Raw genomic sequence first — 22871 nt, forward strand, 5'->3', positions numbered from 1 at the left:
GCGCACGACCCGAGAAGCGGTGCCACACCCGACGAGGAGCACCAGCAACACGGCCGGGTAGAACGGCTTCATGAGAATTCCCTCTGGCCCTGGGCATACCCCAGGGGAAGCCAATCCAGGAGAATACCCGGTAAGAAGACACGAACGCCCGCCGGGGCCCCTCATCGGGGCTCCACGGCGGGCGTCAGGACTTCTGGACGTCTCGACTACAGGCCGCGTCCGGCCTTGATCATCGCCTCGCCCACGAAGCCGCGGATCTCCTCCACCTTGGCCTCCCAGCTCTCATGGCGGATGAGTTCGGCGCGCTCGCGGCTGGGGCCAGCACCCTCGGCGAGGCACTCGTCGATCTTCCGCACGAAGTCCTCGGTGTCCTTGGCCACCTTGCACAGGCCCACCTTGCGCACCTCGGGGATGTCCGAGGACACCACCGGCACGCCCGCCGCCAGGTACTCGCGCACCTTCAGCGGGTTGGCGTTGAGCGTGAGCTCGTTCACCCGGAAGGGCATGAGCGCCACGTCGAAGGCCTTGCAGTAGCCTGGCAGGTCCGCGTACGGCTTGCGGCCCAGCAGGTGGATGTTGGGCTCGGCCTTCAGCACCGCCGGATCCACGTCCGGCGCCACCTTGCCGATCACCACCACCGAGCCCTCGGGGTGTGCCCGCGCCGCCGCGGCGATCGCCTCGAAGTCCACCCAGTCCGCCACCAACCCGAAGAAGCCCAGGATGGGCTTGGGCAGGTTCGCGATGTCCGCGGGAATGGGCGTGGCCGGATCGCACGCCTTCACGAAGTGGTTGAAGTCCACGCCGTGACGCACCAGCACCGTCTTCGGGTTGACCTTGACCTTGTTTTCCCGCAGCCGCTCCGCCGAGGTGATGACCAGATCCGCCCGGCGCAGCAGCTGATCCTCCATCTCCGCGATGTGCCGCCCGTTGGTGTCGCTGAAGGCGGAGAACTCGTCCACGCAGTGGTAGACGACGAACTCCTCGCCCAGCCGCCCGGACACCGGCGCCGAGGCCGGCAGGAAGGACCAGGAGATGGGCCGCTTGAAGTTCAGCTGCCGCATGGCGCGCAGCACCTGGGCACGCAGCAGGGTGCGGTTGGCCGCGCGCACCATCTCCGAGCCGTAGAACGGAATGGCCAGCGGGGCGAGCACGAAGAGGTTCGGCTCCACCTCGCGGATGCCCTCGGTGAACGAGGCCAGCTTGTTCCAGATGCGCCTGGCGTCGTGCGCATTGGCCTTCGGCGCCCGGTTGCCGATGCTGTTCACCCAGAGGACGCGGTTGTCCCGCGAGAGGATCCGCATGATGTGGACCTTCGACAGCGGATCCCCATCCCAGTCATTGGAGAAGACCACCAGGTCCCTGCCACGAAGGGCCCGACGGGTCAGATCCATTTCCTCACTGCGCCGCATGTGTCTCGCCTCCTCCCACCATCGTCGGTTGCTCCAGATCTCCGTACAGCCGCAGCAGCACCGGTCCAGCATCCGGTGACACCACCTGCGCCGGCCCCTCCTCGAGCGCGCGGTACACCTGATCCGCCAGGTCCACCGCGTTGCCTGCCCGGAAGGTGTAGGCCCCATGAGGCCGAGCGCACACGTCACTGGCCACGCACGGCACGCCGAGCGCGAGCGCCTCGCGCACCGAGATGGCGTCTCCGTCGTGCGTGGTGGGCCGGATGAAGGCATCGCAGCGCGCCATCAGCGCGAGCGCCTCCGGGTGCTCCAGCTCGCCCACATCCTCGATCAGCCCCTCCACCCCGAACGCCCGGGCATCGTGGAGGAACGCCTCCGAGCGGGTGCCGGGCCCGAAGACGGCGAGCCCCACCTCGGGCCGCGCGTTCAAGATCATCCGCAGCGCGCGGAACATCAGCTCGCGGCCGTAGACGGGCGAGGGGTGGTGCGCCATGGCCAGCAGGGGGCGGCGACGGGCGCGCGCCTCCTGGATCCGCGGCGTCACCTGCCCCGGCCGTACCTGCGAGCCACAGAAGGCCGGATACACCACCAGCTTCTCCTCGGGGACACCGCAGCGGGCGAGCGCCTCGCGCACGGCCTCGGACACGGCCACCACGCGCGAGTACCCGGCCAGCGCCACCCGCGCGAAGGCCCGGCGAGACACCGAGGCCGCCAGGTAGTCCGGAATCAGCCCTGAGTGCAGGGTGATGACGCGGGGAGCGCGCGGGGCCCTCACGCCCGCGGTGGCCGCGAGCATCCAGGACTTCGGGTTGTTGCCGCTGGTATGCACGTGCACCGTCCACCCCTCGCGCAGGAAGCCCGCGAGCCGCGTGCCGTACTGCGTGGGGGTGCGGACGGGGATGATGTCCGGAGCCGGACGCCCCCCCTTGCCGATGTCCAGCACCACCGCCTCCACCCCGCGCTCGCGCAGGTACCCGTGGAGCTGCTGGACGTGGACCGCGACGCCACCGTGCGGCGGTGGATAGTCACCGACGAGAAGCACTCGCATGCGGGGATCCCCTTACTGTGCCGCGGACGACACGGGCGGAACGGACTGGACGTGCTCGGGGCGCCGCTCCGGCTGCGGGCGCAGCCCCATCTCGCGCTCATAGGTGGCGAGCGGATCTGGATCCCTGCGGATCTCCTTGGCCGGGATGCCGGCCACGATCGCCCCGGGCGCCACGTCCTTCACCACCACGGCATTGGCGCCGATGACGGCGAAGTCCCCCACATGGATGTTGCCGAGAATCTTCGCGCCCGCGCCGATGCGCACATAGTCGCCGATCACCGGCAGATCCCTCAGGCCCGAGCGTCCACCCACCGTCACCTGGTGGGAGATGAGGCAGTGGCGGCCAATCTTCGCCTCCTTGTGGATGACGATGCCCATGCCGCCGTAGCCCAGTTGCGTCCCCTCGCCGATCTCCGCCTCGTAGGGGATGTACGAGCCATGCAGATAATGGATGGCCTTGCGCAGCACGGCGGGCATCACGGGGACGCCCCGCAGGTACAACTTGCGTGCCATTCTGTACAACGTCATCGCATCCAGCAGACCCATCACGCCTCTCCCCTTGTTGAACGAGGCCCCAACCTAGGTACAGGCCCCCGAGGGCGGGAGCCCCCCTGGGGGGGCGATCGTCCACCACCGACAGGTTTTCGGGGCTCAACCGACGCGACGTGAACGCAAGCCGGCGAGCACACTCAGCGGCCTCACGCCGGTGGCATACAGGACGCCCATGTAGCCCACGAGGAAGAGCAGGCCGGCGAGCGCGAGCGGCAGGGCCCTATAAAGGAAGCCCTCGGGCAGTCCGGTCCAGGCCTGGTGCGTGCTGGCGCGCAGCAGGAAGACGGCCCCCGCCGCCGCCACGGCCGCGACCGAGGCCTTGCCCAGCTCGCGCCAGGGGATGATGTCCCGGACGCGCAGCGGGCGCTCCGGGGTGGACAGCGCCGCCGGCACGCGGGCGAGCAGCGAGCCCTTCCCCACCACCTCGGCCACGACCCAGGACACGACGCCCCCCATCATTCCCAGGTAGCGCACCCCGAGCCACAGGAGCGGCACCGTCACCGCGGCCTTCAGCAGGTACGAGAGGAAGATGGCGCGCGTGTGCCCGCGGGCGCGCAGCACGCCGTCCATGGGCAGGATGGCGAGCACCACGCCCAGCACGCTCACCCGGAAGATGGGGACGGCCTCGAGGAACTTCGTGCCGAAGAGCGCCCCGATGAACTCGGGCGCCGCGGCGAAGAGGAACGCGGCCAGGGGAAGGAAGGCGAAGGCCAGCTTGCCCGAGGCCTCGCGGAAGGCCCCCACGCCCTCCTCCAGGCGCCCCTGCTTCTCCAACTCGCCCAGGCGCACCATGAGGACCTCGCTGGTGGGCGTGTAGAGCAGGTCCACCACGGGCAGCTGGAAGCAGCCCACGCGGTAGATGGCGTAGACGGCCGGCGCCACCGCGCTCGCCACCACGTAGAAGTGGGCGTTCTGCTGGGGGATGGCGAGCAACATGGCCGCGCCAAAGGGGGCCGCGTAGACGAGCTGCTCGCGCCAGAGCGAGGCGCGCATCAGCGGCCCGGAGCTGCCCCGTGGCACCACCCACCAGGTGGCCACGTAGCGCAGGCCGGCGAAGCCCACCACCGAGAGCATCAACCCGTGCAGCCCGGCGCCCAGCAGGCACGGCACCACCATGGCCAGCGAGCGCAGCGCGTCCGACACCAGGTACACGAGCGCGGACTGCTTCGTCTTCCCCTGGCTGGTGAGGGAGATCTCCAGCGGGAAGGAGCCGAGCCACAGGGCGGTATAGGCGGCCAGGGGCGCGCGGAACTCGAGCAGCGCCGGGTTGGCGAACAGCCGCGACACGGGCCCGAGCAGCCCCCACACGAGGGCCGCGCCCAGCAGGCCCGCGCCGGACATGAAGACGAGCGTCTGCCCCAGCCATGGCCGCTTCTCCTCGGCGCGAGGCAGGAAGTAGTAGAGGCTCTGCACCACCCCGAAGGGCAGCACCAGGTAGAGCGTCGTGGCGATGAGGAAGAGCTGGTAGTAGGTGCCGTACTCCTCCAACGGCAGCACCCGCGCGAGGACGAGCGGGATGGACACCGTGAGCCCGGCGGTGAACAGCCGGGCGAGCACCAGGGGCCCCGCCTTCCCCAGGAACGAGGAGGCGGGCGCCACTTGGGCCTGTTGCTCTTTCACCAGGCCACCTCCGGGGGCGTCCCGGTCGGACCCATGACGACGTTGGCGGCCGAGGCCTCGGTGCGCTGCGGGCGCCGCCCGGGCACGGGGCCACGCAGGCCCATCATCCCGAAGCAGTCGTCGAGCTGGCACACCGTGAGGCTCGGCGAGTACTCACCCCCCAGGCCCAGGCTGAAGTTCTCCCAGAGCACCTTGCGCTTGAGGGTGAAGGGGTCTCCCCCGATGCGATTGGGCATGTCCTCGGTGGTGACGGCCGAGCGGAACCCGTTGCGCACCAGCACGCGGATGACCTCGTCCGAGTACCAGCCATTGCAGTAGGCGAAGTCGCGCACGGTGATGCCGGCCTCGCGCTCGATGATGGCCTTGGACTCGCGCACCTCGCGCTCCACCACCTCCAGCGGCTCGTGCGTCAGCACCCGGTGGCCCAGGGTGTGCGCGCCGAACTCGAAGCCGTCCTTCACCATGCACCGCACCTCGTCCCAGTCCATCAGGTCCCCCTGCGGAGGCAGGAGGTCCGGACCGGCGCCGAGCCGCTCCTCCAGCACCCGGATGGTCTCCAGGAGCGTGTCGGTGGGGTGGTGGCCGATGAAGTCGTCGAGCGCCGCGGAGATCCGCGTGCGGCCCGAGAGCACGGTGTCCAGCAGCTCCGACGCGGCCGACGGCAGCACGTCGAAGCGGGGCTGGTAGCCCCGGGCCACGGCGCGCCCCAGCAGGTGGAAGAGCCGATCATGGTTGAAGCGCTGGTCGGTGCCGATGAGCGCCGCCGGTAGATAGGTGATGGCCGGCACTCCCATCTGTTTGAGCACGGGATAGGCGTACCGGTACACGTCGCGGTAGCCGTCATCGAAGGTGACGACGCAGAGATCCTTCGTCGCCGCGCGCTTGCCGGCCATCACGTCCAGGGCCTCGCCGATCGTGGCGAACTCGTAGCCCGCGGCCCTCAGCCCCTCCAGATGCCCGCGAAAGGTTTCCTGCGAGATGAGCAGGCCCGGGATGGAGCGTTGGAGCTCTCCCGTGAAGTCGCCCACCACCCGGTGATAGCTGACGATGAGAATGCGCCGTCCGCCTGCCTGGTGTCGCTGCCATGCGGCCATGACCTTGCGGAGCCCACTGTGGTGGAGCACGCCCGCCGCCACGGATTTCATCGCCCGCCGAACCATTCCCCGCCCCCCATCCATCTTGCTTCCTCCCCCGATGACGCCTCTCAGCGTTCCCCGCCACGAACCTGTGCATGCGGGATGCCACTCACCCCTTGGAGGGCGGTCTGGAAGGCTGGACCCCGTAGAAGGTAATTCCGTTCTCATCCGCTGCGTCCACGGGCCAGTGGGGGCGCAAGCGCGGCGTCAGCCAGCCAAAAGATCTGCCGTTCCCTCGCGGACAGGAGGCTCCGTCAGGGCTCGACGCGGAGCGCTTGAGGACAGGGGGCAACGGAGGCGACCCAGGGACTGTAAAAACCTTCCCGACCCCACCCTGAAGTAGCACCTCCCGATCACCCAGCGTGTACCGGTGGATTGCCCTTCCAGGGCTCCACCCGTGCCCGGGCGCTCCGGTTCCCGCTCGGGGGGCTTGGCGCTCGTCCCTGCGGCGTACTCCCCGCTTACCGGCCAGCCTGCCGAGCCTGCTTTCTCTGGAGTACGGAGAAGTTTCCAGTTACGAACGTTCCCGCCGATGGAAGCCCCCGCCGCCGCGCCCCCCGCGCTCGCCATTCACGACGTCAGCAAGCGTTACGGCCGTCACTGGGCGCTCGCGCGCCTCAGCTACACCCTGCCCCAGGGCCGCTCCCTGCTGCTCACCGGGCACAACGGCTCCGGGAAGACGACGCTGCTGCGCCTGGTGGGCACCGCGCTCAGCCCCACCCACGGTCGGGTGGAGGTGCGGGGCCACGACTGCGTCACCCACCTCGAGACGGTCCGCCGCGAGGTGGCCCTGCTGTCGCACGCGAGCTTCCTCTATGAGGACCTGACGGCGCAGCAGAACCTGGTGGTGTTGGCGCGGCTGCTCGGCATGGACTCCCCCAAGGACGTGGCCGACGAGCTGCTCACCAAGGTGGGACTGACGAAGCGCTCGGACAGCCCGGTGCGCCAGTTCTCCGCGGGCATGCGCAAGCGCCTGGCCATCGCCCGACTGTTGATGAAGTCCCCCGCGGTGGCCCTGCTGGACGAGCCCTTCGGCGAGCTGGACCCGGCCGGCATCCTGGCCATGGAGAAGATCATCGGCGAGCTGAAGTCGTCGGGCGTCACGGTCATCCTGGCCACGCACCTCATCGAGCAGGGCCTGGCCCTGTGCGAGGAGCGCCTGCACCTGCAGGAAGGCCGGGCGGTGGCGGCATGAGGCGGATGCGTCCCATCTCCCTGCTGAGGACGGTGGGGGTGCTGCTGGCGAAAGATCTGCTCATCGAGTGGCGCACGCGTGCGCGGCTCAACGCGCTCATCTTCTTCGCCCTGTCCACGCTGCTGCTCTTCTCCTTCGCGGTGGGCCCGGACACCAAGGTGCTGGCGCGCAACGCGGGCGGCTACCTGTGGCTGGCGCTGCTCTTCGCCAGCGTGCTCGCGCTGGGCGAGTCCTTCCGGGTGGAGCAGGAGAACCTCACCCTGGACGGGCTGCGGCTGGCCCCGGCGGACGCGCGCGCCATCTTCCTGTCCAAGGCCGTGGGCAACACCCTGCTGCTCACCGGCCTGGGCGCCCTGCTGATTCCGGTGATGGTGGCCCTGTACGGCGTGCAGGTAGCCATGGGCCTGGGCCCTTTCGCCCTCACACTCCTGCTTGGCTGCATGGCCATCAGCGCGCCGGGCACGGTGTATTCGGCCATCGCGAGCAATGCCCGGGCAAGAGATGTGCTGCTCCCGCTGTTGCTGTTCCCGCTCATCATTCCCGCGCTGCTCGCCGCCGCGAAGGCGACATCGCTCGTGCTGCAAGGTGACCCGATGAATCAGTTGCCCTCATGGTTCGGGCTGCTCACCGGGTTCAATCTGATTTATTGGGCCCTGGGCTTCGTGCTGTTTCCCCGGGTGATCGAGGATTGAGGTCATGAACACGGTGCTGCAGGTAGTCTCCGCGGTGGCGGCGCTGACATCGGTGGGTGTTGGAATCCACCTGGGCCGGAAGTGGGCCCCTCCAGGCGCGCGCTACGACGCTCGCCCGCTGCTCTGGGGCATGACGGCGGTGGCCGTGCTGCTGCTGGGCCTGGGGACGTACCTGGGGCTGGTGTGGGCCCCGCCCGAGCGGGAGATGGGCGAGGTCTACCGCATCATCTATGTCCACGTGCCGGCCATGTGGATGGCGATGCTGGCGCTGACGACGAACTTCGTCTGCTGCGTGGCCTACCTCTTCAAGACGAGCTGGAAGACGGACGCGCTGGCGGAGTCCACGGGCGAGGTGGGGCTGCTCTTCGGCGCCTACGGGCTGGTGCTGGGCTCCATCTGGGGCAAGCCCACCTGGGGCACCTACTGGGACTGGGATCCGCGGCTCACCGCCATGGCCATCATGCTGGTGACCTACGTGGCCTACATGGCCCTGCGCCGCTTCGTGGAGGATCCGGAGAAGCGCGCGGTGTGGAGCTCCGTGGTGGGCATCATCTCCGGCGTCAACATGCCCATCGTCTGGTTCTCGGTGAAGTGGTGGCGCAGCCTGCACCAGGTGCAGTCCACCCCGAAGACGGTGGACCCGGACATGACGCTGGCGCTGCGCGTCAACGCCTGGGCCGCGCTCATCCTCCTCACCCTCTTCCTGCTGCACCGCTACCGGATCGCCCTGGCCACGCGTGAGGTGGAGGTGGCGCTGCCCGAGGCGCTCCCCACGGACGCGCCGGGCAGCCACTCGCGCCCTTCGGAGGTCGCCTGATGTCCACGGCACTGAACACGTACACACTGCTGGCCCAGGTGGGAGTGGGCCGCGTCCAGGGAGGCTGGGAGTACATCTGGGCCTCCTACGCCATCGCCTGGACGTCGCTCTCGCTGTATGCCCTGTCCCTGTGGGTGCGTCGGCCCAAGACCGACGCCGTTTCGAAGGAGTGAGCCATGACGCAGCAGACGCGCAACCGCTTCATCGCCGTGGTGGCCCTCCTGGTGGCCGGTGCCGGCCTGGCCCTGGTGGCCTTCGGCAACATCGGTGAGAACCTCGTCTATTACTGGATGCCCTCGGAGATGCTGGCCCAGGGCGAGAAGGCCTATGGCCCCACCATCCGCCTGGGCGGACAGGTGCAGCCGGGCAGCATCCAGTGGAACGAGCAGCACACCACGCTGAACTTCCGCGTGATGGACAGCGAGAAGCCCGACGCCGCCCACGTGCTGGTGCGCACCACCGAGGTGCCGCCGCAGATGTTCCGCGAGCGCATCGGCGTGGTGGTCGAGGGCACTTTCGACAAGTCCCAGGTCTTCCAGGGCAGCCGGCTCATGGTGAACCACTCCAACGAGTACCGGGCGCCGAAGAACGAAGACGACGTGAAGAAGATGTTCGACGACATGCAGAAGCAGGACAACACCACGGCAGCGGCGAGGACTCAGTGAACGGGACGCTCGGATACGGGCTGGTGCTGGGCGGGCTCGCGTGCGCGAGCTTCGGGGCGTTGGTGGGACTGGTGGGTGGGATGCGCCGCAACGACGCGGCCTTCCCCTGGGTGATGCGCTGCGTGTTCGGCTTCTTCGCCTGCATGCTCGGCGCCAACCTGGTGATGGAGTGGGCGCTCCTCACCAACGACTTCAGCGTCGCGTACGTGGCGCAGGTGGGCAGCCGGGCCACGCCGACGGTCTTCAAGATCGTCTCGCTGTGGAGCGCGCTCGAGGGCTCCATCCTCTTCTGGGGCCTCATCATGGGCAGCTTCGTGCTGGCCTTCGCGCTGGTGCACCGGCGTGAGCACGCGCGCTACATGTCCCTGGCGCTGGGCACCATGCTGGCCGTGGGCGTCTTCTTCACCTTCCTCATCGCGGGCCCGGCCAACCCCTTCCACGCGATGTCGCCGGTGCCCATGGACGGGCCGGGCCCCAACGCGCTGCTGCAGAACCACTACCTGATGATCATCCACCCGCCCATGCTGTACCTGGGCTACGTGGGCATGACGGTGCCCTTCGGCATCGCCGTGGCCGCGCTGCTGCGCGGGGAGATGGGCGATGCGTGGATGGCGCCGCTGCGCCGCTGGACGCTGGTGGCGTGGTTGTTCCTGTCCATCGGCATCATCCTCGGCTCGTGGTGGGCGTACGCGGTGCTGGGCTGGGGTGGCTACTGGGCGTGGGATCCGGTGGAGAACGCGTCCTTCCTGCCGTGGCTGACGTCCACCGCCTTCATGCACTCGACGATGGTGCACGAGCGCAAGAAGATGCTGAAGCTGTGGACGCTGGCGCTCGCGCTGGGCAGCTTCGTGCTGACCATCCTGGGCACGTTCATGACCCGCAGCGGCATCTTCAACTCGGTGCACAGCTTCACCCAGTCGGACATCGGGCCCACGTTCCTGGTGTTCATCGCGGTGCTGCTCTTCGTGTCCATGGCGCTGCTGGCCACGCGCGGGCACCTGCTGGTGGCCGAGAGCAGCATCAACTCGGTCATCTCCCGCGAGACGTCCATCCTGGTGAACAACCTGGTGTTCGTGGCCATCACCTTCACGGTGCTGCTGGGCACGCTCTACCCGCTCATCTCCGAGGCGGTGCGCGGAATCCGGGTGAGCGTGGGCGAGCCGTACTTCAACAAGATGGCGGTGCCCGGCGGCATCATGGTGCTGTTCCTGATGGGCGTGGGCCCGATGCTGCCCTGGGGCAGCTCGGATCCGAAGACGGTGCGCGCGCGCTTCTGGGTGCCGGCGGGCGTGGGCGTGGCGATCGTCGCCGCGTGTCTGGCCGCTGGGCTCCGGGGCGTCTACCCGCTGATGACCTTCGGGCTGGCGGGCTTCGTCACCGTCATCACCCTGCGCGAGCTGGCGCTGCCGGTGAAGGTGCGGATGACCGAGCGCAAGGAGGGCTTCGTCACGGCGCTCATGGAGAGCGCGACGAAGGCGCGGCGGCGCTTTGGTGGCTACATCGTGCACCTGGGCATCGTGATGATCATCGTGGCGGTGGCGGGCTCGTCGGCGTACGTGACGCACACCTCGGGCACGGTGCGCCAGGGAGAGACGCTGAAGGTGGGCGACTACCAGGTGAAGTACCTGGGGCTCACCAGCGGCCAGGAGCCGCACCGCACGTTCATCGCGACGCGGGTGCAGGTGACGGCGCCGGACGGCTCGGTGAACGAGCTGGCGCCGCGGATGAACTACTACGAGCGCATGACGGATCCGGTGGGGACGCCGGCGGTGCGCGAGACGCTGAAGGAAGACCTGTACCTGTCTCTGATGGCCTTCAGCGAGGAGCGGGGTACGGCGAGCTTCAACGCGTGGATCTTCCCGCTGGTGGGGTGGATCTGGTGGAGCATCCCCATCCTGGTGCTGGGGACGCTGATCGCGCTGTGGCCGTCGCGCAAGGCGCGCGCGGCGGTGGCCGAGACGGAGAAGCCGGCGGCGGGTGCACCGCCCGAGGCGGGTGAGATGAATCGGGGTGCGGCATGAACTGGCGCGTCACGCTCATCTTCGCGGCCCTGTGCCTGGGGCTGCTGGCGGTGCTCTACAAGGGCTTCGGCAGCAATCCGCGCGAGGTGCCCTTCATGATGAAGGGCCAGCAGGCCCCGCCGTTCACGCTGATGGCGTTGGACAGCGGGCAGCGGGTGAGCCTGGAGCAGCTCAAGGGCCGGCCGGCGGTCATCAACTTCTGGGCGTCGTGGTGCGGGCCCTGCAAGATGGAGCACCCGGTGCTGGAGTGGGGAGCGCGGGAGTTCGGCGGGCAGGCGCAGTTCTTGGGCATCGTCTTCGAGGACACCGAGGACAACGCGAGGCAGTTCCTGTCACAGATGGGGGCGAGCTTCCCGCAGTTGTTGGACACGCACTCCGGGGTGGCGGTGGCCTACGGGGTGGCGGGAGTGCCGGAGACGTACTTCATCGACGCGCAGGGCACCATCCGGGGCAAGCACGTGGGCCCGATCGATCCGCAGTCGCTGGCGACGTGGATCAAGGAACTGTCGGCGGGAGCCCCCACGGCGAAGCAGCAGTAACCCACCCCAAAGGGTTCGAATCCCGTCGGGGACAACCTGGAAGGCACAGCAATCTCAAGGGGTTGCTCGCCCGCCGATCTCCGGGAAGCGCTCATAGGCCCGTTTGAGCACGTCCAGGTGGGCGGGGTTGTCCAGGTCGAGCGGCGCATCGGTGAGCTGCACGACCCACCCGCCCGTCGCGGTGTGCCGCGCCCGTGAGAGCAAATCCGCGTCGCGGGCGGGGTCCGGAAAGCCAATGGCCCGTGCGGCAGCTTCCGACCAGTAGTTCAGCCACCCAAGGTAATAGGGAATCTCCGGCGCGCGGATGTGCTGGAAGAGCTTGAGCGCTGGCAGCCCCCGGGGTGGAGAAGGTGGCCCGGCCAACGTGGGCGCCGTCTGCTCGGCGATGTCCCCCGCTGCACCGAAGGGCGTCATATGCCCCCAGCGGGCGTGTGCGCCTTCCGCCACCACCTCCAATACACCCATCGCCGCCGCGACCACCGTGGCATTCACTGGCAGCCTCGCATGGACTTCAAACTGCGGCTCGTCACAGGGGCCTGCCGGGCTTTCCCACCCGGTAAGCGTAACGACGTGATGGTCGTCATCGTTACAGAGGAACGGAAACCCGCCGTCTGTCCTGTCTGACGCGACCCACTCATCGCGATCAGGCAATGCAATGAGATCTTCTTTTTCAGAAGTCGTCCATCCCAATCGCAAGCCGGGAACTGCGCGCTCCATACCGTGAACGACCGCGAGAGGGCGCCCATCGTGGCCCACGAGCACCGGCGCATAGACGACGAGGTTGAAGTAGTCTTGGGTGGTCGACATTTCAACACCAATCCATGATAACGACCTTGAGGGTGGGATCCGCTCGGAACAACGCTTGTTTATGTTCCCGACTGCGAACTCCGATGACAAAGCCATATCCACACGCTTCTGCTAGCGCTCTCTCGCGCTTCAACTCCGGCAATTTGACCCTTACAAAGAAATCCTGTGACCGGGGCGGTTGTTTTTCAAAATCATCCGTCTTGACGTCCCACAGCGTGCGCGTGGCCAGTTGAAGCGCGTCGAAGTTCTTGCCATTGACGAGCACATCCCAGCCGGGGAAGCTGTTGTTCGGCATCAGGTCAGCACATTTGTTGTGCGGGTCATTACCGCCTAGGTGTGGCACCGGGACGGGCTTGCACTCCGGGCGCCGCTCTCGCTCCGAGGTCTCGATTGGTCCCAGGGGAGGGAAATCCGGCCCCTTTGGCCCCGGCTTGGGCCGTTGTTTCGGCGAGGGCTCCTGCGGGGCTGGCGTCGTTTCCGGCACGGGCCGCGTTTCAGGCGTGGGCCTTGCGTCCTCTTGATCGGCCCATTTCAACTCATACGCATCCAGGGCCTCTTTGATGGCGAAGCCCACCACCACCACGCCCGTGACGATCACCGCCCCCACGACGATTTCCGGTGCCGCCAGGACGCAGACCCCGAGTCCCACGGCAGCGGCACCCGCGGAGGCGACCGCGCATCGTCCCGTGGTGTCGTGAAACTCGATCCGGTCATGGTCGAGGGCATGAAAGCACCGCTCCACCAGCACGGGCCAGGGCTCGGAAGCTTCGCGGACGGCGCATCGCCCTCCGTCCGTCCAGGGCAGCGTCGCCGCTCTCTGGAGATTGGCGAGCCTCGGGTCCCGGGCTGCTGGCTCTTTTGGGCTCGGCGGTGTCGTCGTACAGGCTGAGAGAAAGAGCAGAAGTGCGATGCACGCTCGGAAACGCATGGCCGGGTTCTCCAATAGAGTCAGGACCTGGCGGGTCCTAGCAGGGCCGTTCGGAGTATGACGACGCGCCCCGACAGCGACGAACACGGGTTCGAATCCCGTCGGGGACAACCTGGAAGGCCCAGCAATCGAGCCGTGCCGAGCCTCAAGGGGCTGCGCGCCCGCCGATCTCCGGGAAGCGCTCATAGGCCCGTTTGAGCACGTCCAGGTGGGCGGGGTTGTCCAGGTCGAGCGGCGCTTCCGTGAGCTGCACGACCCACCCGCCCGTCGCGGTGTGCCGCGCCCGTGAGAGCAAATCCGCGTCGCGGGCGGGGTCCGGAAAGCCGATGGCCCGTGCGGCAGCTTCCGACCAGTAGTTCAGCCACCCGAGACAATGTGGAATCTCGGGCGCGGGGATGGTGTCCGGGAGCTTGAGCGCTGGCAACCCCCGTGGTGGCTCTGGTGGCCCATACATCTTCGGCCCCATCTGCTCCGCAATGACAAGCATCACGTTTCCCGGCGTTATATGTCCCCACAAAGCCTGTGCACCCTCTGCCACACCTGCCAATACACTCCCCGCGGCGGCGATAGCGGCTTCCTCCAGCGGCAACATCGCATGGATTTGAAGCTGCGGCTGGGCGCCCGGATAACGGCCCGCCGGGATTTCCCATCCGCCTAGCGTCACGACATGGCTGTCATCGTCATTACAGAGGAACGGAAAATCCCCATCTGTTCTCTCTCTTTCGACCCATTCATCTCGTTGGGGCAAAGAGACGAGTCCTTCTTCCTTGGACATCGTCCATCCCAGGTGCAAACCAGGGAAAGCTCGTTCCACCCCATGAACGATGGCAAGTCTGCGCTCATCATGATTCATGAGTGAAGGCGCGTAGACATTGAGGGTGAGAGAATTTTTCGTGTCTGGCATTTCAACACCAATTCATGACTACTACATCGAGGCTGGGGTCTGCTCGGAGCAGCGCTGCTTTGTGTGCCGCGCTACGAACGCCGACGACAAATTTAAAGCTACATTCCTCAGCAAGCCTTCGCTCTCGCTGTATTCCCGGCAACTTCATTTCGACGAAGAACTGCTGCGAGCGAGGCGGTTGTTTCTCAAAGTCATACGTTTTGACCTCCCAGAGCGTGCGTGTGGCCAGTTGCAGCGCGTCGAAGTTCTTCCCATTCACGTACACATCCCCACCAGGGAAGGTGTTGCCCGGCATCTTGTCGGCGCATTCGTTGTGCGGGTCATGCCCGCCACGGTGGCGCGGCAAGGGGATGGGCTTGCATCTCGGGTCGTCTTCTTCCTGGGTGAGGGCGGTCGCGGGCTGCTTTCGCGGTGACGGCTCCCGGGCCGGTGCTTTCGTCGCACGAGGCTGGGCCTCAAGTTCCACCATGAGTTGCCGCGAGGACTCCGAGACGTCCCGCAGCCGTGCCTCGAACTCCCGTTGAGCGTCGATCCAGGGCGGACGGCTGTCAGACTCCGGCCCGGCGATGCTGGAGGGCCAGAGCAGGACGAGGGCCACGAGCACCGGGCCCAGCCTGGAGAGCGCTAAAGGGGCCTCGCTTGCACGTCCAGCTTGGGCGAGGCCCTCGGCGCCCCTCACCACCTCAGCGGCTTGCCCGCTCGTCCTCGCGGCGCGGGAGAAGCGCTCGAAGGCCCGTTCCGCCGCGGTGAGCTTGCGGTCCAACTTTTCCCACTGACGCGGCTCCAGGTCCTTGCGCGCCCGAAACAGCAGTGCCCTGGCCTTGTCCAGGTCCGCCTTTCCAATCCACAACTGTTCCGGTGCCGGCTCCATCGGCGCGGAAACGAGCCGGATGCGCGGGCCCGAAGTGGGAGTCGACGCGAAGGCGTGGGGCCGTGGCATCGACCGCGGGACGGGCGCGCTAGCGCAGGCGGTGAGCAGCACGAGGAGCGCGCTCCAAGTTCGCAAGCGCATCGTCACGTCCCTTCATCAAGCGGGGGCAGGCTCAAGTCGGGCCCGTTGAAGAGTATGCCAGCACGCTCCGCTCCCAGCGCTCGGCCAATGCGTACTGGTGGTGCGCGAGCAGGAACGCGTCGGACTTCGCGGACCGGCAACAGGTCTATAGTGCGGGCAGTACACCTGCATCCCCGGGAGGGACCCTCATGCTGAGCCGAGCCGCCCTGTTGTGCGTCATGCTCTGCGTTGGCTGCATCACGCCCGAGCCCGCGAGTGCACCGGAGCAGAGCGCGCGCACCCAACAGTTCCTCCGCGTCACACAGGAAGTGCCGGCCTTCGGTGGCCTCTCGCGCGAGAACGGCCAGTGGGTCATCTCCCTCCTCGATGCCGGGCAGCGCGAGGCCGCCGAGGCCAAACTGCGTGACATCTTCGGGGAGGAGGCCGCCGGCATGACCGTGCGGTCCCGCGCCCCACGCGGAAGTGCCTCCGAGGAGCTGATGCGGGAAGCCAGCGCGGTCTTGAGCGGGCCCGGCGTCGGGAGCGTGGACTTCGACGAGACGACTGGCTACATCCGGGTAGGACTCACAGACGTGGAGGCCCTCGAGCCAGCCCAGACCCAGCTCGAGAGACACGGCATTCCGCTGGACCAGGTCATCTTCGAGGTGGTGAGGCCAATCGTCGCGCTGTAGTCGCGGAGCGCGCGGCCGGGGGAACGTCGTTGTCGTGACAGACGGGCATGACCTCGTGAGTTCTCCATTCGGAGGCGACTTCCGCCGTGGTAGAGGACAGCCCATGACGGCCACGACGAAGAAGAAGGGCGGGAGGTTGGGCCCACTCCAACTCGGAAGACGGTGCAAGCATGCGGCGGCGGAACTGGGCCACATCCACGAGGCGCGCAACGTCCATACGGGTGCCCCGGCCATGGTGATGATGCCCGGACCACGGCCCACCTGGGGACCCAAGAAGACGTGGCAGGTGCGCCTCTCATTCCAGGTGACCCCGCCCTTCTTCGCGCTGGAGGTGGAGCACGCACCGGCCTCGGGCAAGCTGGCGGATCTGGCCAACCTGCTCACCTTGGTGCTCGCGGCGCTCGATGCCGTGGGGAGCAACGCCAGGATGCGCGCCCACCTGACGCGCGAGCCGATGGGTCAGTGGATGAGGCGCCCTCCCCTGAAGATACTGGCGGCCGTGGGACTCGCCGTGCTCATGCTGGGCGTGGGCGTCTGGTTGGGCACGGGAACCCGTCCGATGGCTCCTCCACCGTCGGCTCCCAGTGTCGGTGAGTTGGCGGACGCCGGGCTCCCATCCTCCTTCCTGATCGACGGAGAGGAGCGGGGCCCGGCGGGTATTGCCTACCCGCTTCCCGACAAGCCCTTCTCGAATCAGGTCAAACCGCCCTGCCGCGGGAGCCGTGTCGCGATCAACGATGGCTGCTGGGTAGAGGTTGCACACCGTCCGCCATGCACTGAGGATTACGCCGAGTACCAGGGCAAGTGTTACATCCCAGTCATGAAGGCGCCACGACTGCCTCAATCCCTCTCCCCGTGAGCTGACCCGCAGCCGACTACGCGCGCTTCTTCGCGGCTGGCTTCTTCTTCGCCACCGGCTTGCTCTTCACCGTGGCCGACGCCTTCTTCTTCTCCGGCGGTCGGATCACGGACTCGTAGTGCTCGATGTACGCCTTCGCGGGCACACGGCGGATGGCCTCGCCGATGACGTCGAGCGCGACGTCCTCGAGCTTCTTGAAGCGCACGCACGACTTGCCCATGTCGAGCTTCTTGCCCGTCTTCGCCCAGGCCTCGCGGAACCACTTCTCCTGCTCCGGCTGGCCATAGAGGCACATCAGGTAGACGGCCATGTGGCTCTTCTGCGAGGCCAGCGACGCGAACGGCAGCGGCTGCTTTGGATCGCAGTGGTAGCCCGCGGGGAACACCTCGTGCGGGACGTAGTAGCCGATCATCCCGTACTGGATGCCCTCCGCGTAGCGCTTGTCGAGGTTCTCGAGAATGACGTCGCGCACGGCGGAGAGCGCCGCGCGGCGGTCCTCCGGGAGCGAGGAGAGGTACTGGTCGACGGTGGTGGCTTTGCTCTGCATGGCCGCGAGTGTACTTCCCTAGCCGGCGCGCTTCGCCAGCGCCGTGGTCTCCGCGTCCAGGACGGCCGTGGGCTCCTCGTCGCCCCCGATGTGCGTGAGCCCCACGGTCGCGGTGTCGGCCTTCTCGCTGCTCGGGGCCCTCGCACCCGCCTTGAGCACCAGCGCCTCCTGGACCAACCGGGCCAGGGCTTCCTGCCCATACGGATAGGGCGCGTACGCTCCCGTCAGCCCGCAGAGCTGCTCGCGCAGCCGCTGCCCTCTCGGGGTGCGCTCCTCGCTCCGCCACTGGAGCAGGTCCATGATGGCGGCATCCAGCACCGCGGGCACATCCGGGCGGAAGGCCGAGGGCGGCAGGAGCGACGCGGGAGCGGTGGGTCGCAGCCGCTCGGAGAGGTCTTCCCCCTTGAAGAGGCGCTGTCCCGTGAGGGCCTCGTGCAGCGTGACACCGAGCGCGAAGAGGTCCGCGCGTCCGTCGAAGGACTGGCCCCGGGCCTGCTCCGGCGCCAGGTAGCCCAGCTTGCCGCGCACCCGGTTGGCCTGGGTGAGGCGGACATGGATGGCCGCCCGCGCCACCCCGAAATCCCCCAGCTTCACCTCGCCAATGCGCGACAGGAGGATGTTGGGGGGATTGACGTCCCGGTGGACGAGCCGCAGCGGCAGGCCCTCGTTCGAGGTGCGCCGGTGCACGTAGTCGAGAGCCTCGCCCAGCTCGGCCCCGAGGTACGCCACCACCTCCGGCGGCAGGGGCCCGTGGAGCTTGATCAGCTCGCGCAGGGAGAGCCCCTCGATGTGCTCCATGGCCATGAAGTAGGTGTCCGCGAAGCGGCCCACGTCCAGCACCTGGATGATGTTGGGGTGGTTGAGGAGCGAGCCCAACTCCGCCTCGCGGCGGAAGAGCGTGACGAAGTCCTCGTCCTCGGCGTAGGCCGGGAGGATGCGCTTGATGGCCACCACCTTCTCGAAGCCGCCCTCCGGGCTGTAGGTGGCGCGGAACACCTCGGCCATGCCCCCCACGCCCAGCCGCTCGTGGAGGAAGTACTTGCCCAGCAGGTCCTTGGCCCGGATGGCGTGCAGGGCTTCCTCGGCCCTGCGGGTGATGTGGCCGGCCACCAGCGCCGCCATGCCACCCGTGATGAAGTAATAGACGGCGCGCTGGATCATCAGGGGCGGCGAGAACATCACCGGCACGGGCTGGGACAGCCGGGGCAGGGCCACGAAGAAGTAGAGCAGCAGCATCTCGGCGGCCACGAGGCACCCCGCGAAGAGGGCCAGCCGCTTGGAGCGCAGCGCCGCGAGCACGATGAGGGTGCTCCAGAGGACGGCCGCGGGATTGGACAGCGCCTGCTCGGCATCCGAGAAGATGATGTCGTAGGCGATGAGCCAGGCTCCGGCGCCGGTCTCCAGGCAGACGTTGATCCAGCAGATGGCGGGATGGAACCACCCCCGCCGCAGTACCCGGGACAGCCACCCGTAGTACACGGCGTAGACCCCGCAGCTGGCGATGATGGCGAAGGCCCGAGGCCACCCGAGCAGCGGGCCCAGGCCCACCGCGCACAGGAGGAAGAAGAAGGACACCCCACTGTTGAACCAGGTCACCGAGGCTTCCCGGGCGGCGGCATCCGCCCGGAGGTGCTCGGCGAGCATTTGGGAGCCGACCGGAGCCGGGGGGTCTGAACGGTGGGACGGAGCCATACGCGCCTCCCATTCTCCGGGAGACGGGGCGGCAAGGCGAGTGCGTGATACGGCGCCCACGCGCCATCCGCTTTGATTGGTGACCAACCCTGCTCGCGTGTCCAGTCCTCTCCGAGGGCCCGCTTCCGTCCCCACGCCGCCCGCTCCCCGTCCCGCTCCAGGGCGAGCTGGCATCCATGCCCCGAGAAATCCGTTAGACTCCCCGTGCGATGACCCCAGGGCTGGAGAGCCTGGGTGCCGGAGGCAGTAACCCATGCGGTGCAAGGAGTGCGGAGAGATCGCGCAGGAGTTGACCCTGCGCTACTGCGAGAACTGTGGGGCGAAGATGCCCACGCCTCCACCCGGAACCCCGCTCCGGAGGCCCCCGCCGGGGGGCGTGGTGCGGACGACGGGAAGCATGAGAAGCACCACCGGGACGGCGCGAGCCCTGCCCGTGCGGGACGAGGACACGGATCCGGGCCTGCGCGCGGTGCACGCCCAGGACGTGGACGAGCACACCGACCCGGGCCGGCCGATGTCGCCGCCTTACGACGGGCCGGCGTGGCTGGCGCGCGTGCCGGGGCACTCGCCGAGCGTGGCGGGCGTGGGGCTGCTGGCCCTGGGGCTGGTGCTGTCGATCCTCTTCGCGGGAGTAGGACCCTTCTGGTCGCTGGTGGTCTTCGCGGGCGGGTGGATGGTGGTGGCGCGCGAGATGCTCGCGGCCGGCGAGAAGCACCCGTTGGTGGACTGGGTGCCCGCTGCCCTGCTCCGGCCCGTGGTGCCGGCGCTGTACACGGCGGTGACGGTGGGGCTGGCGATCCGGATGCTCGGCATCGGCCTCACCCCCCTGCTGTGGCTGGGAGGCGCGGGGCTGCTCGCCTATGACCAGTACGGCAAGGTGTACGCGGGGCCCGAGGGCATCGGTCGCTACTTCGAGCCGCGCCAGCTACTGCGCGGGACGGCGCCGGTGGCGCTCGGAGGTGTGGCGCTGTGCCTGACGGCGCTGTTCCTCACGTGGGTGCCCGTGACGGGCTCGCGGTATGGGAGCTCGGCGCCGGTGCCGCGGGCGCCACCGGAGCTGCGCGTGGTGGACGCACCGCGCTCGTCGAGTGACTCCGTCTACAGCATGTTCGACGAGTCCTACGACAAGGGCTGGGACCAGGCCTTCTCGGTGACGATGGAGATGCTGCTGCTCGCGGTGCTGGGGTTGATGGCACTGCACCCGGAGGTGCCGAGGCCGGAGTGGCTGCGCTTCGCGCCCATCGGGGTGGTGGTGCTCGGCCTCGTCTGGACGCTGGTGCAGGGCGGGCTGCTGCTGGGGCCCCTGCTGTTCCTGGCGGGCCTGGCGGCGGTGGGCTTCGCCTCGGTGTACCGGGCCTTCCAGCCAGCGGAGGGCTGAGCAGGGGCTGAAAGGCCCGGCGCCACGCGAGGGCGTCAGTAGGTGTTCCAGGAGCCCTGGAAGGACGGGCCCTGGACGCCGCTCGTGGCATCCGTCTCCCCGATCTCGCCCCAGCGACCGCCGTACTTGATGAAGTTCTGGCCGTTGCGGGGCGCGCCCTTCTCGCCCACGTTCACCCAGTTGTTCCACGTCTGCCACACCGGGCCGCCCTCGTAGCTGTGGTCATCGAAGCCCGACACCGCGGTGGGGTACGTCCCCGCCGTGGGGTAGCTCGCGTGCGAGCCGTCCGCCGAGTAGACGATGGGGTGCGTCCCATTCCACTTGAGCTGCGAGGCGCTGTAGCGCGTCCCGCCACTGTGCGCCGCGTACCAGGCCGAGTAGAAGTTGCCGGCCGAGTCGGTGGTGACGGTGATGTGCTCCCAGTCCGACTCGTGGTTCACCGACGCGTAGGAGTCGTTGTACGGGTAGAAGAACCAGTACTGGAGGTCGTAGCCGCCCGCGACGAGCGCGCTCTTCTTCGAGTGCACGTACACCTTCCACCCGGCGGACGTCGTCCCGTTGTGCACGGCGTCATCCGGCGGCTGGAGGAAGAACTCCTTCCGCGACGCGTTCGAGTAATAGACGGTGCTGGTGTGGCCACAGAACGTGCCCTTGGTGGCGTGGGACTGCGTGGAGAGGTTGCTCTGCGTGGGCGTGGCGAGCGCGAGCACCTGGCAGTCCGGGCACCCCGAGTGGTCGAAGCGCATGTGCACCCGCGCCAGGTACCAGTCCACGTTGGCCGGCCGCGTCCAGTCGATGGAGTCCGGGGCCAGCCGCACCTCGGGCGCGAACTTCGCCGCGAGCTGATCCTCCAAGCCGTCATCGATGCCGTCCGCATCGGCATCCACCAACAGCCCATCCTCGCGCTCGGCCAGCGCGGCCTCCTCCTCGACGAGGGGGCCGCACGCGGCGAGGGTCAGCGTGGAGAGCAGCAACAACCGTCCGGTCCGCATGGGGGGTCTCCTGACGGCCGGGGATCATCCCCGGCTCGGAGCCCTCATCTTCCAGCAAATCCGGAAAGAATGGAAAGACTTACTCCTCGTCACCGTCGCCCAGCAACTGGGCGAGGCCGGGGCCGGTGGAGCCCGGGAGGCGACGCGTGCTGGAGAGGTGGTGGAGGAGCAGGTTGCGGTTGTCGGTCACCGAGAGGTTCTGCATCTCCAGGGCGCCGATGCGGTCCTCCGGGGAGAAGGCGCTGGCCACCTTCTCCATGGAGAGCTTGTCCGGGTCGTAGGCCATGTGCTCGGCCTGGGTGTCGAGCAGGGTGTAGTCATCGCCGCGACGCAGCTCCAGGGTGACGCTGCCGGTGATGCTGGGGGCCACCCACCGGGTGAGCGAGTCCTTGAGCATCATCGCCTCGGGATCGAACCACTTGCCCTCGTAGAGGATGCGGCCGAGGCGGCGACCCAGGGTGAAGTAGAGGTCGGTGGTGTTCTCGTTGTGGATGGCCGACAGCAGGCGCTCGTAGACGAGGTGCAGCAGCGCCATGCCGGGGGCCTCGTAGATGCCGCGGCTCTTGGCCTCGATGACGCGGTTCTCGAGCTGGTCGCTCATGCCCAGGCCGTGCCGCCCGCCGATGCGGTTGCACTCCAGGAAGAGCTCGAAGAGCGAGGGGAAGCGCTTGCCGTTGAGGGACACGGGCAGGCCCTGGGCGAACTCCACGGTGACGCGCTCGGAGCGGAGCTCCACCTCGGGGCGCCAGTGGGCCACGCCCATGATGGGCTCCACGATGGACATGCCCTTGTCGAGGTGCTCCAGGTCCTTGGCCTCGTGCGTGGCGCCGAGCACGTTGGCGTCCGTGGAGTAGGCCTTCTCGGTGCCCATCTTGTAGGGCATGCCGATGGAGACGAGGTACTCGCTCATCTCCTTGCGACCCCCGAAGGCGTTGACGAACTCGGGATCCAACCAGGGCTTGTAGATGCGCAGCTCGGGGTTGACGAGGATGCCGTAGCGGTAGAACCGCTGGATGTCGTTGCCCTTGTGGGTGCTGCCATCGCCGAAGACGTTCACGCCGTCCTCGCGCATGGCGCGGACGATGGCGGTGGTGGTGACGGCACGGCCGAGCGGCGTGGTGTTGAAGTACTTCTTGCCGCCCACGGACAGGTGGAAGGCGCCGCACTGGATGGCGACGAGGCCCTCGCGCACCATGGCCTCGCGGCAGTCCACGAGCCGGGCCTGCTTCGCGCCGTGCTGGAGGGCGGTGGGCGGGATGTCGGCGGGGTTCTTCTCGTCGGGCTGGGCGAGGTCCGCGGTGTAGGCGTAGACATCGAGGCCCTTGCGGGACATCCAGGCCACCGCGGCGCGGGTGTCGAGACCACCCGAGAACGCGAGGCCAATCCG

The 22871-nt window shown here is 68.1% G+C and carries 23 protein-coding genes; 10 read left to right on the forward strand and 13 right to left on the reverse strand.

Annotated features, from left to right (window positions below; translation table 11 throughout):
• Nucleotides 1-206: 206 nt before the first annotated feature.
• From VF794_RS01785 to VF794_RS01805, 5 genes are all read right to left on the reverse strand, one after another.
• A complete protein-coding gene (locus VF794_RS01785; RefSeq protein WP_331107089.1) occupies nt 207-1409 on the reverse strand; it encodes a glycosyltransferase in 1203 nt (400 codons plus the stop codon).
• A complete protein-coding gene (locus VF794_RS01790; protein ID WP_331107091.1) occupies nt 1396-2457 on the reverse strand; it encodes a glycosyltransferase family 4 protein in 1062 nt (353 codons plus the stop codon). The genes VF794_RS01785 and VF794_RS01790 overlap by 14 nt, the downstream gene beginning before the upstream one ends.
• Before the next feature lie 12 nt (nt 2458-2469).
• The gene (locus tag VF794_RS01795; protein WP_414640857.1) at nt 2470-2970 is read right to left on the reverse strand and encodes a serine O-acetyltransferase; all 501 of its coding nucleotides are present in this window, start codon (nt 2968-2970) and stop codon (nt 2470-2472) included.
• Nucleotides 2971-3108: 138 nt separating this feature from the next.
• Entirely contained in the window at nt 3109-4629 is a 1521-nt protein-coding gene (locus tag VF794_RS01800; RefSeq protein WP_331107094.1) for a lipopolysaccharide biosynthesis protein, read from the reverse strand.
• A complete protein-coding gene (locus VF794_RS01805; protein WP_331107129.1) occupies nt 4626-5723 on the reverse strand; it encodes a polysaccharide deacetylase family protein in 1098 nt (365 codons plus the stop codon). The genes VF794_RS01800 and VF794_RS01805 overlap by 4 nt, the downstream gene beginning before the upstream one ends.
• Before the next feature lie 574 nt (nt 5724-6297).
• Between VF794_RS01805 and ccmA the strand changes: the two genes are divergently transcribed.
• The 7 genes from ccmA to VF794_RS01840 are packed head-to-tail and all read left to right on the forward strand — an operon-like array spanning nt 6298 to nt 11694.
• Nucleotides 6298-6960 carry a heme ABC exporter ATP-binding protein CcmA gene (gene ccmA / locus VF794_RS01810; RefSeq protein WP_331107096.1) on the forward strand — a complete coding sequence of 221 codons (663 nt, stop codon included), beginning with the start codon at nt 6298-6300 and terminating at the stop codon, nt 6958-6960.
• Nucleotides 6957-7652: a heme exporter protein CcmB gene (locus VF794_RS01815; protein ID WP_331107098.1), complete on the forward strand. Its 696-nt coding sequence runs from the start codon at nt 6957-6959 to the stop codon at nt 7650-7652. The genes ccmA and VF794_RS01815 overlap by 4 nt, the downstream gene beginning before the upstream one ends.
• Nucleotides 7653-7656: 4 nt before the next feature.
• A complete protein-coding gene (ccsA, locus tag VF794_RS01820) occupies nt 7657-8469 on the forward strand; it encodes a cytochrome c biogenesis protein CcsA (RefSeq protein WP_331107100.1) in 813 nt (270 codons plus the stop codon).
• The gene (locus VF794_RS01825) at nt 8469-8642 is read left to right on the forward strand and encodes a hypothetical protein (RefSeq protein ID WP_331107102.1); all 174 of its coding nucleotides are present in this window, start codon (nt 8469-8471) and stop codon (nt 8640-8642) included. The genes ccsA and VF794_RS01825 overlap by 1 nt, the downstream gene beginning before the upstream one ends.
• Nucleotides 8643-8645: 3 nt before the next feature.
• The gene (locus VF794_RS01830; protein WP_331107104.1) at nt 8646-9134 is read left to right on the forward strand and encodes a cytochrome c maturation protein CcmE; all 489 of its coding nucleotides are present in this window, start codon (nt 8646-8648) and stop codon (nt 9132-9134) included.
• Nucleotides 9131-11155, forward strand: a complete 2025-nt coding sequence (locus tag VF794_RS01835; protein WP_331107106.1) for a heme lyase CcmF/NrfE family subunit — start codon at nt 9131-9133, stop codon at nt 11153-11155. The genes VF794_RS01830 and VF794_RS01835 overlap by 4 nt, the downstream gene beginning before the upstream one ends.
• Nucleotides 11152-11694 carry a TlpA disulfide reductase family protein gene (locus tag VF794_RS01840; protein ID WP_331107107.1) on the forward strand — a complete coding sequence of 181 codons (543 nt, stop codon included), beginning with the start codon at nt 11152-11154 and terminating at the stop codon, nt 11692-11694. The genes VF794_RS01835 and VF794_RS01840 overlap by 4 nt, the downstream gene beginning before the upstream one ends.
• A 54-nt stretch (nt 11695-11748) precedes the next feature.
• On the opposite strand, the gene VF794_RS01845 is transcribed toward VF794_RS01840, so the two are convergent.
• The 4 genes from VF794_RS01845 to VF794_RS01860 form a co-directional block, all read right to left on the reverse strand.
• Nucleotides 11749-12501 carry a DUF5953 family protein gene (locus tag VF794_RS01845; protein WP_331107109.1) on the reverse strand — a complete coding sequence of 251 codons (753 nt, stop codon included), beginning with the start codon at nt 12499-12501 and terminating at the stop codon, nt 11749-11751.
• Between the two features lies 1 nt (nt 12502).
• Nucleotides 12503-13429 (reverse strand): DUF6310 domain-containing protein, encoded by a 927-nt coding sequence (locus VF794_RS01850; RefSeq protein WP_331107111.1) that lies wholly within the window; start codon nt 13427-13429, stop codon nt 12503-12505.
• A 145-nt stretch (nt 13430-13574) separates the two neighbouring features.
• Nucleotides 13575-14333 (reverse strand): DUF5953 family protein, encoded by a 759-nt coding sequence (locus VF794_RS01855; RefSeq protein WP_331107113.1) that lies wholly within the window; start codon nt 14331-14333, stop codon nt 13575-13577.
• 1 nt (nt 14334) lies between these two features.
• Entirely contained in the window at nt 14335-15315 is a 981-nt protein-coding gene (locus VF794_RS01860; protein ID WP_331107115.1) for a DUF6310 domain-containing protein, read from the reverse strand.
• Between the two features lie 218 nt (nt 15316-15533).
• Between VF794_RS01860 and VF794_RS01865 the strand changes: the two genes are divergently transcribed.
• Entirely contained in the window at nt 15534-16016 is a 483-nt protein-coding gene (locus VF794_RS01865) for a hypothetical protein (RefSeq protein ID WP_331107117.1), read from the forward strand.
• 103 nt (nt 16017-16119) lie between these two features.
• The gene (locus tag VF794_RS01870) at nt 16120-16875 is read left to right on the forward strand and encodes a hypothetical protein (protein ID WP_331107119.1); all 756 of its coding nucleotides are present in this window, start codon (nt 16120-16122) and stop codon (nt 16873-16875) included.
• 16 nt (nt 16876-16891) lie between these two features.
• Here the strand turns inward: VF794_RS01870 and VF794_RS01875 are convergent, their stop codons facing one another.
• Both VF794_RS01875 and VF794_RS01880 read right to left on the reverse strand, forming a co-directional pair.
• Entirely contained in the window at nt 16892-17422 is a 531-nt protein-coding gene (locus VF794_RS01875) for a DUF1801 domain-containing protein (protein WP_331107121.1), read from the reverse strand.
• Nucleotides 17423-17440: 18 nt separating this feature from the next.
• Nucleotides 17441-19066, reverse strand: a complete 1626-nt coding sequence (locus tag VF794_RS01880; RefSeq protein ID WP_331107123.1) for a serine/threonine-protein kinase — start codon at nt 19064-19066, stop codon at nt 17441-17443.
• A gap of 445 nt (nt 19067-19511) precedes the next feature.
• Between VF794_RS01880 and VF794_RS01885 the strand changes: the two genes are divergently transcribed.
• On the forward strand, nt 19512-20492 hold the full coding sequence (locus VF794_RS01885; RefSeq protein ID WP_331107125.1) for a hypothetical protein: 981 nt from the start codon (nt 19512-19514) through the stop codon (nt 20490-20492).
• A gap of 35 nt (nt 20493-20527) precedes the next feature.
• On the opposite strand, the gene VF794_RS01890 is transcribed toward VF794_RS01885, so the two are convergent.
• Together VF794_RS01890 and argG are read right to left on the reverse strand one after the other, a co-directional pair.
• Nucleotides 20528-21484, reverse strand: coding sequence for a Vps62-related protein (locus VF794_RS01890; protein ID WP_331107127.1), 957 nt, complete (start codon nt 21482-21484; stop codon nt 20528-20530).
• Nucleotides 21485-21563: 79 nt separating this feature from the next.
• A partial coding sequence (gene argG / locus VF794_RS01895; RefSeq protein WP_349257552.1) for an argininosuccinate synthase occupies nt 21564-22871 on the reverse strand: 1308 nt, incomplete at its 5' end.

It is taken from the genome of Archangium sp. (assembly GCF_036389735.1).
Taxonomy (GTDB): Bacteria; Myxococcota; Myxococcia; order Myxococcales; family Myxococcaceae; genus Archangium.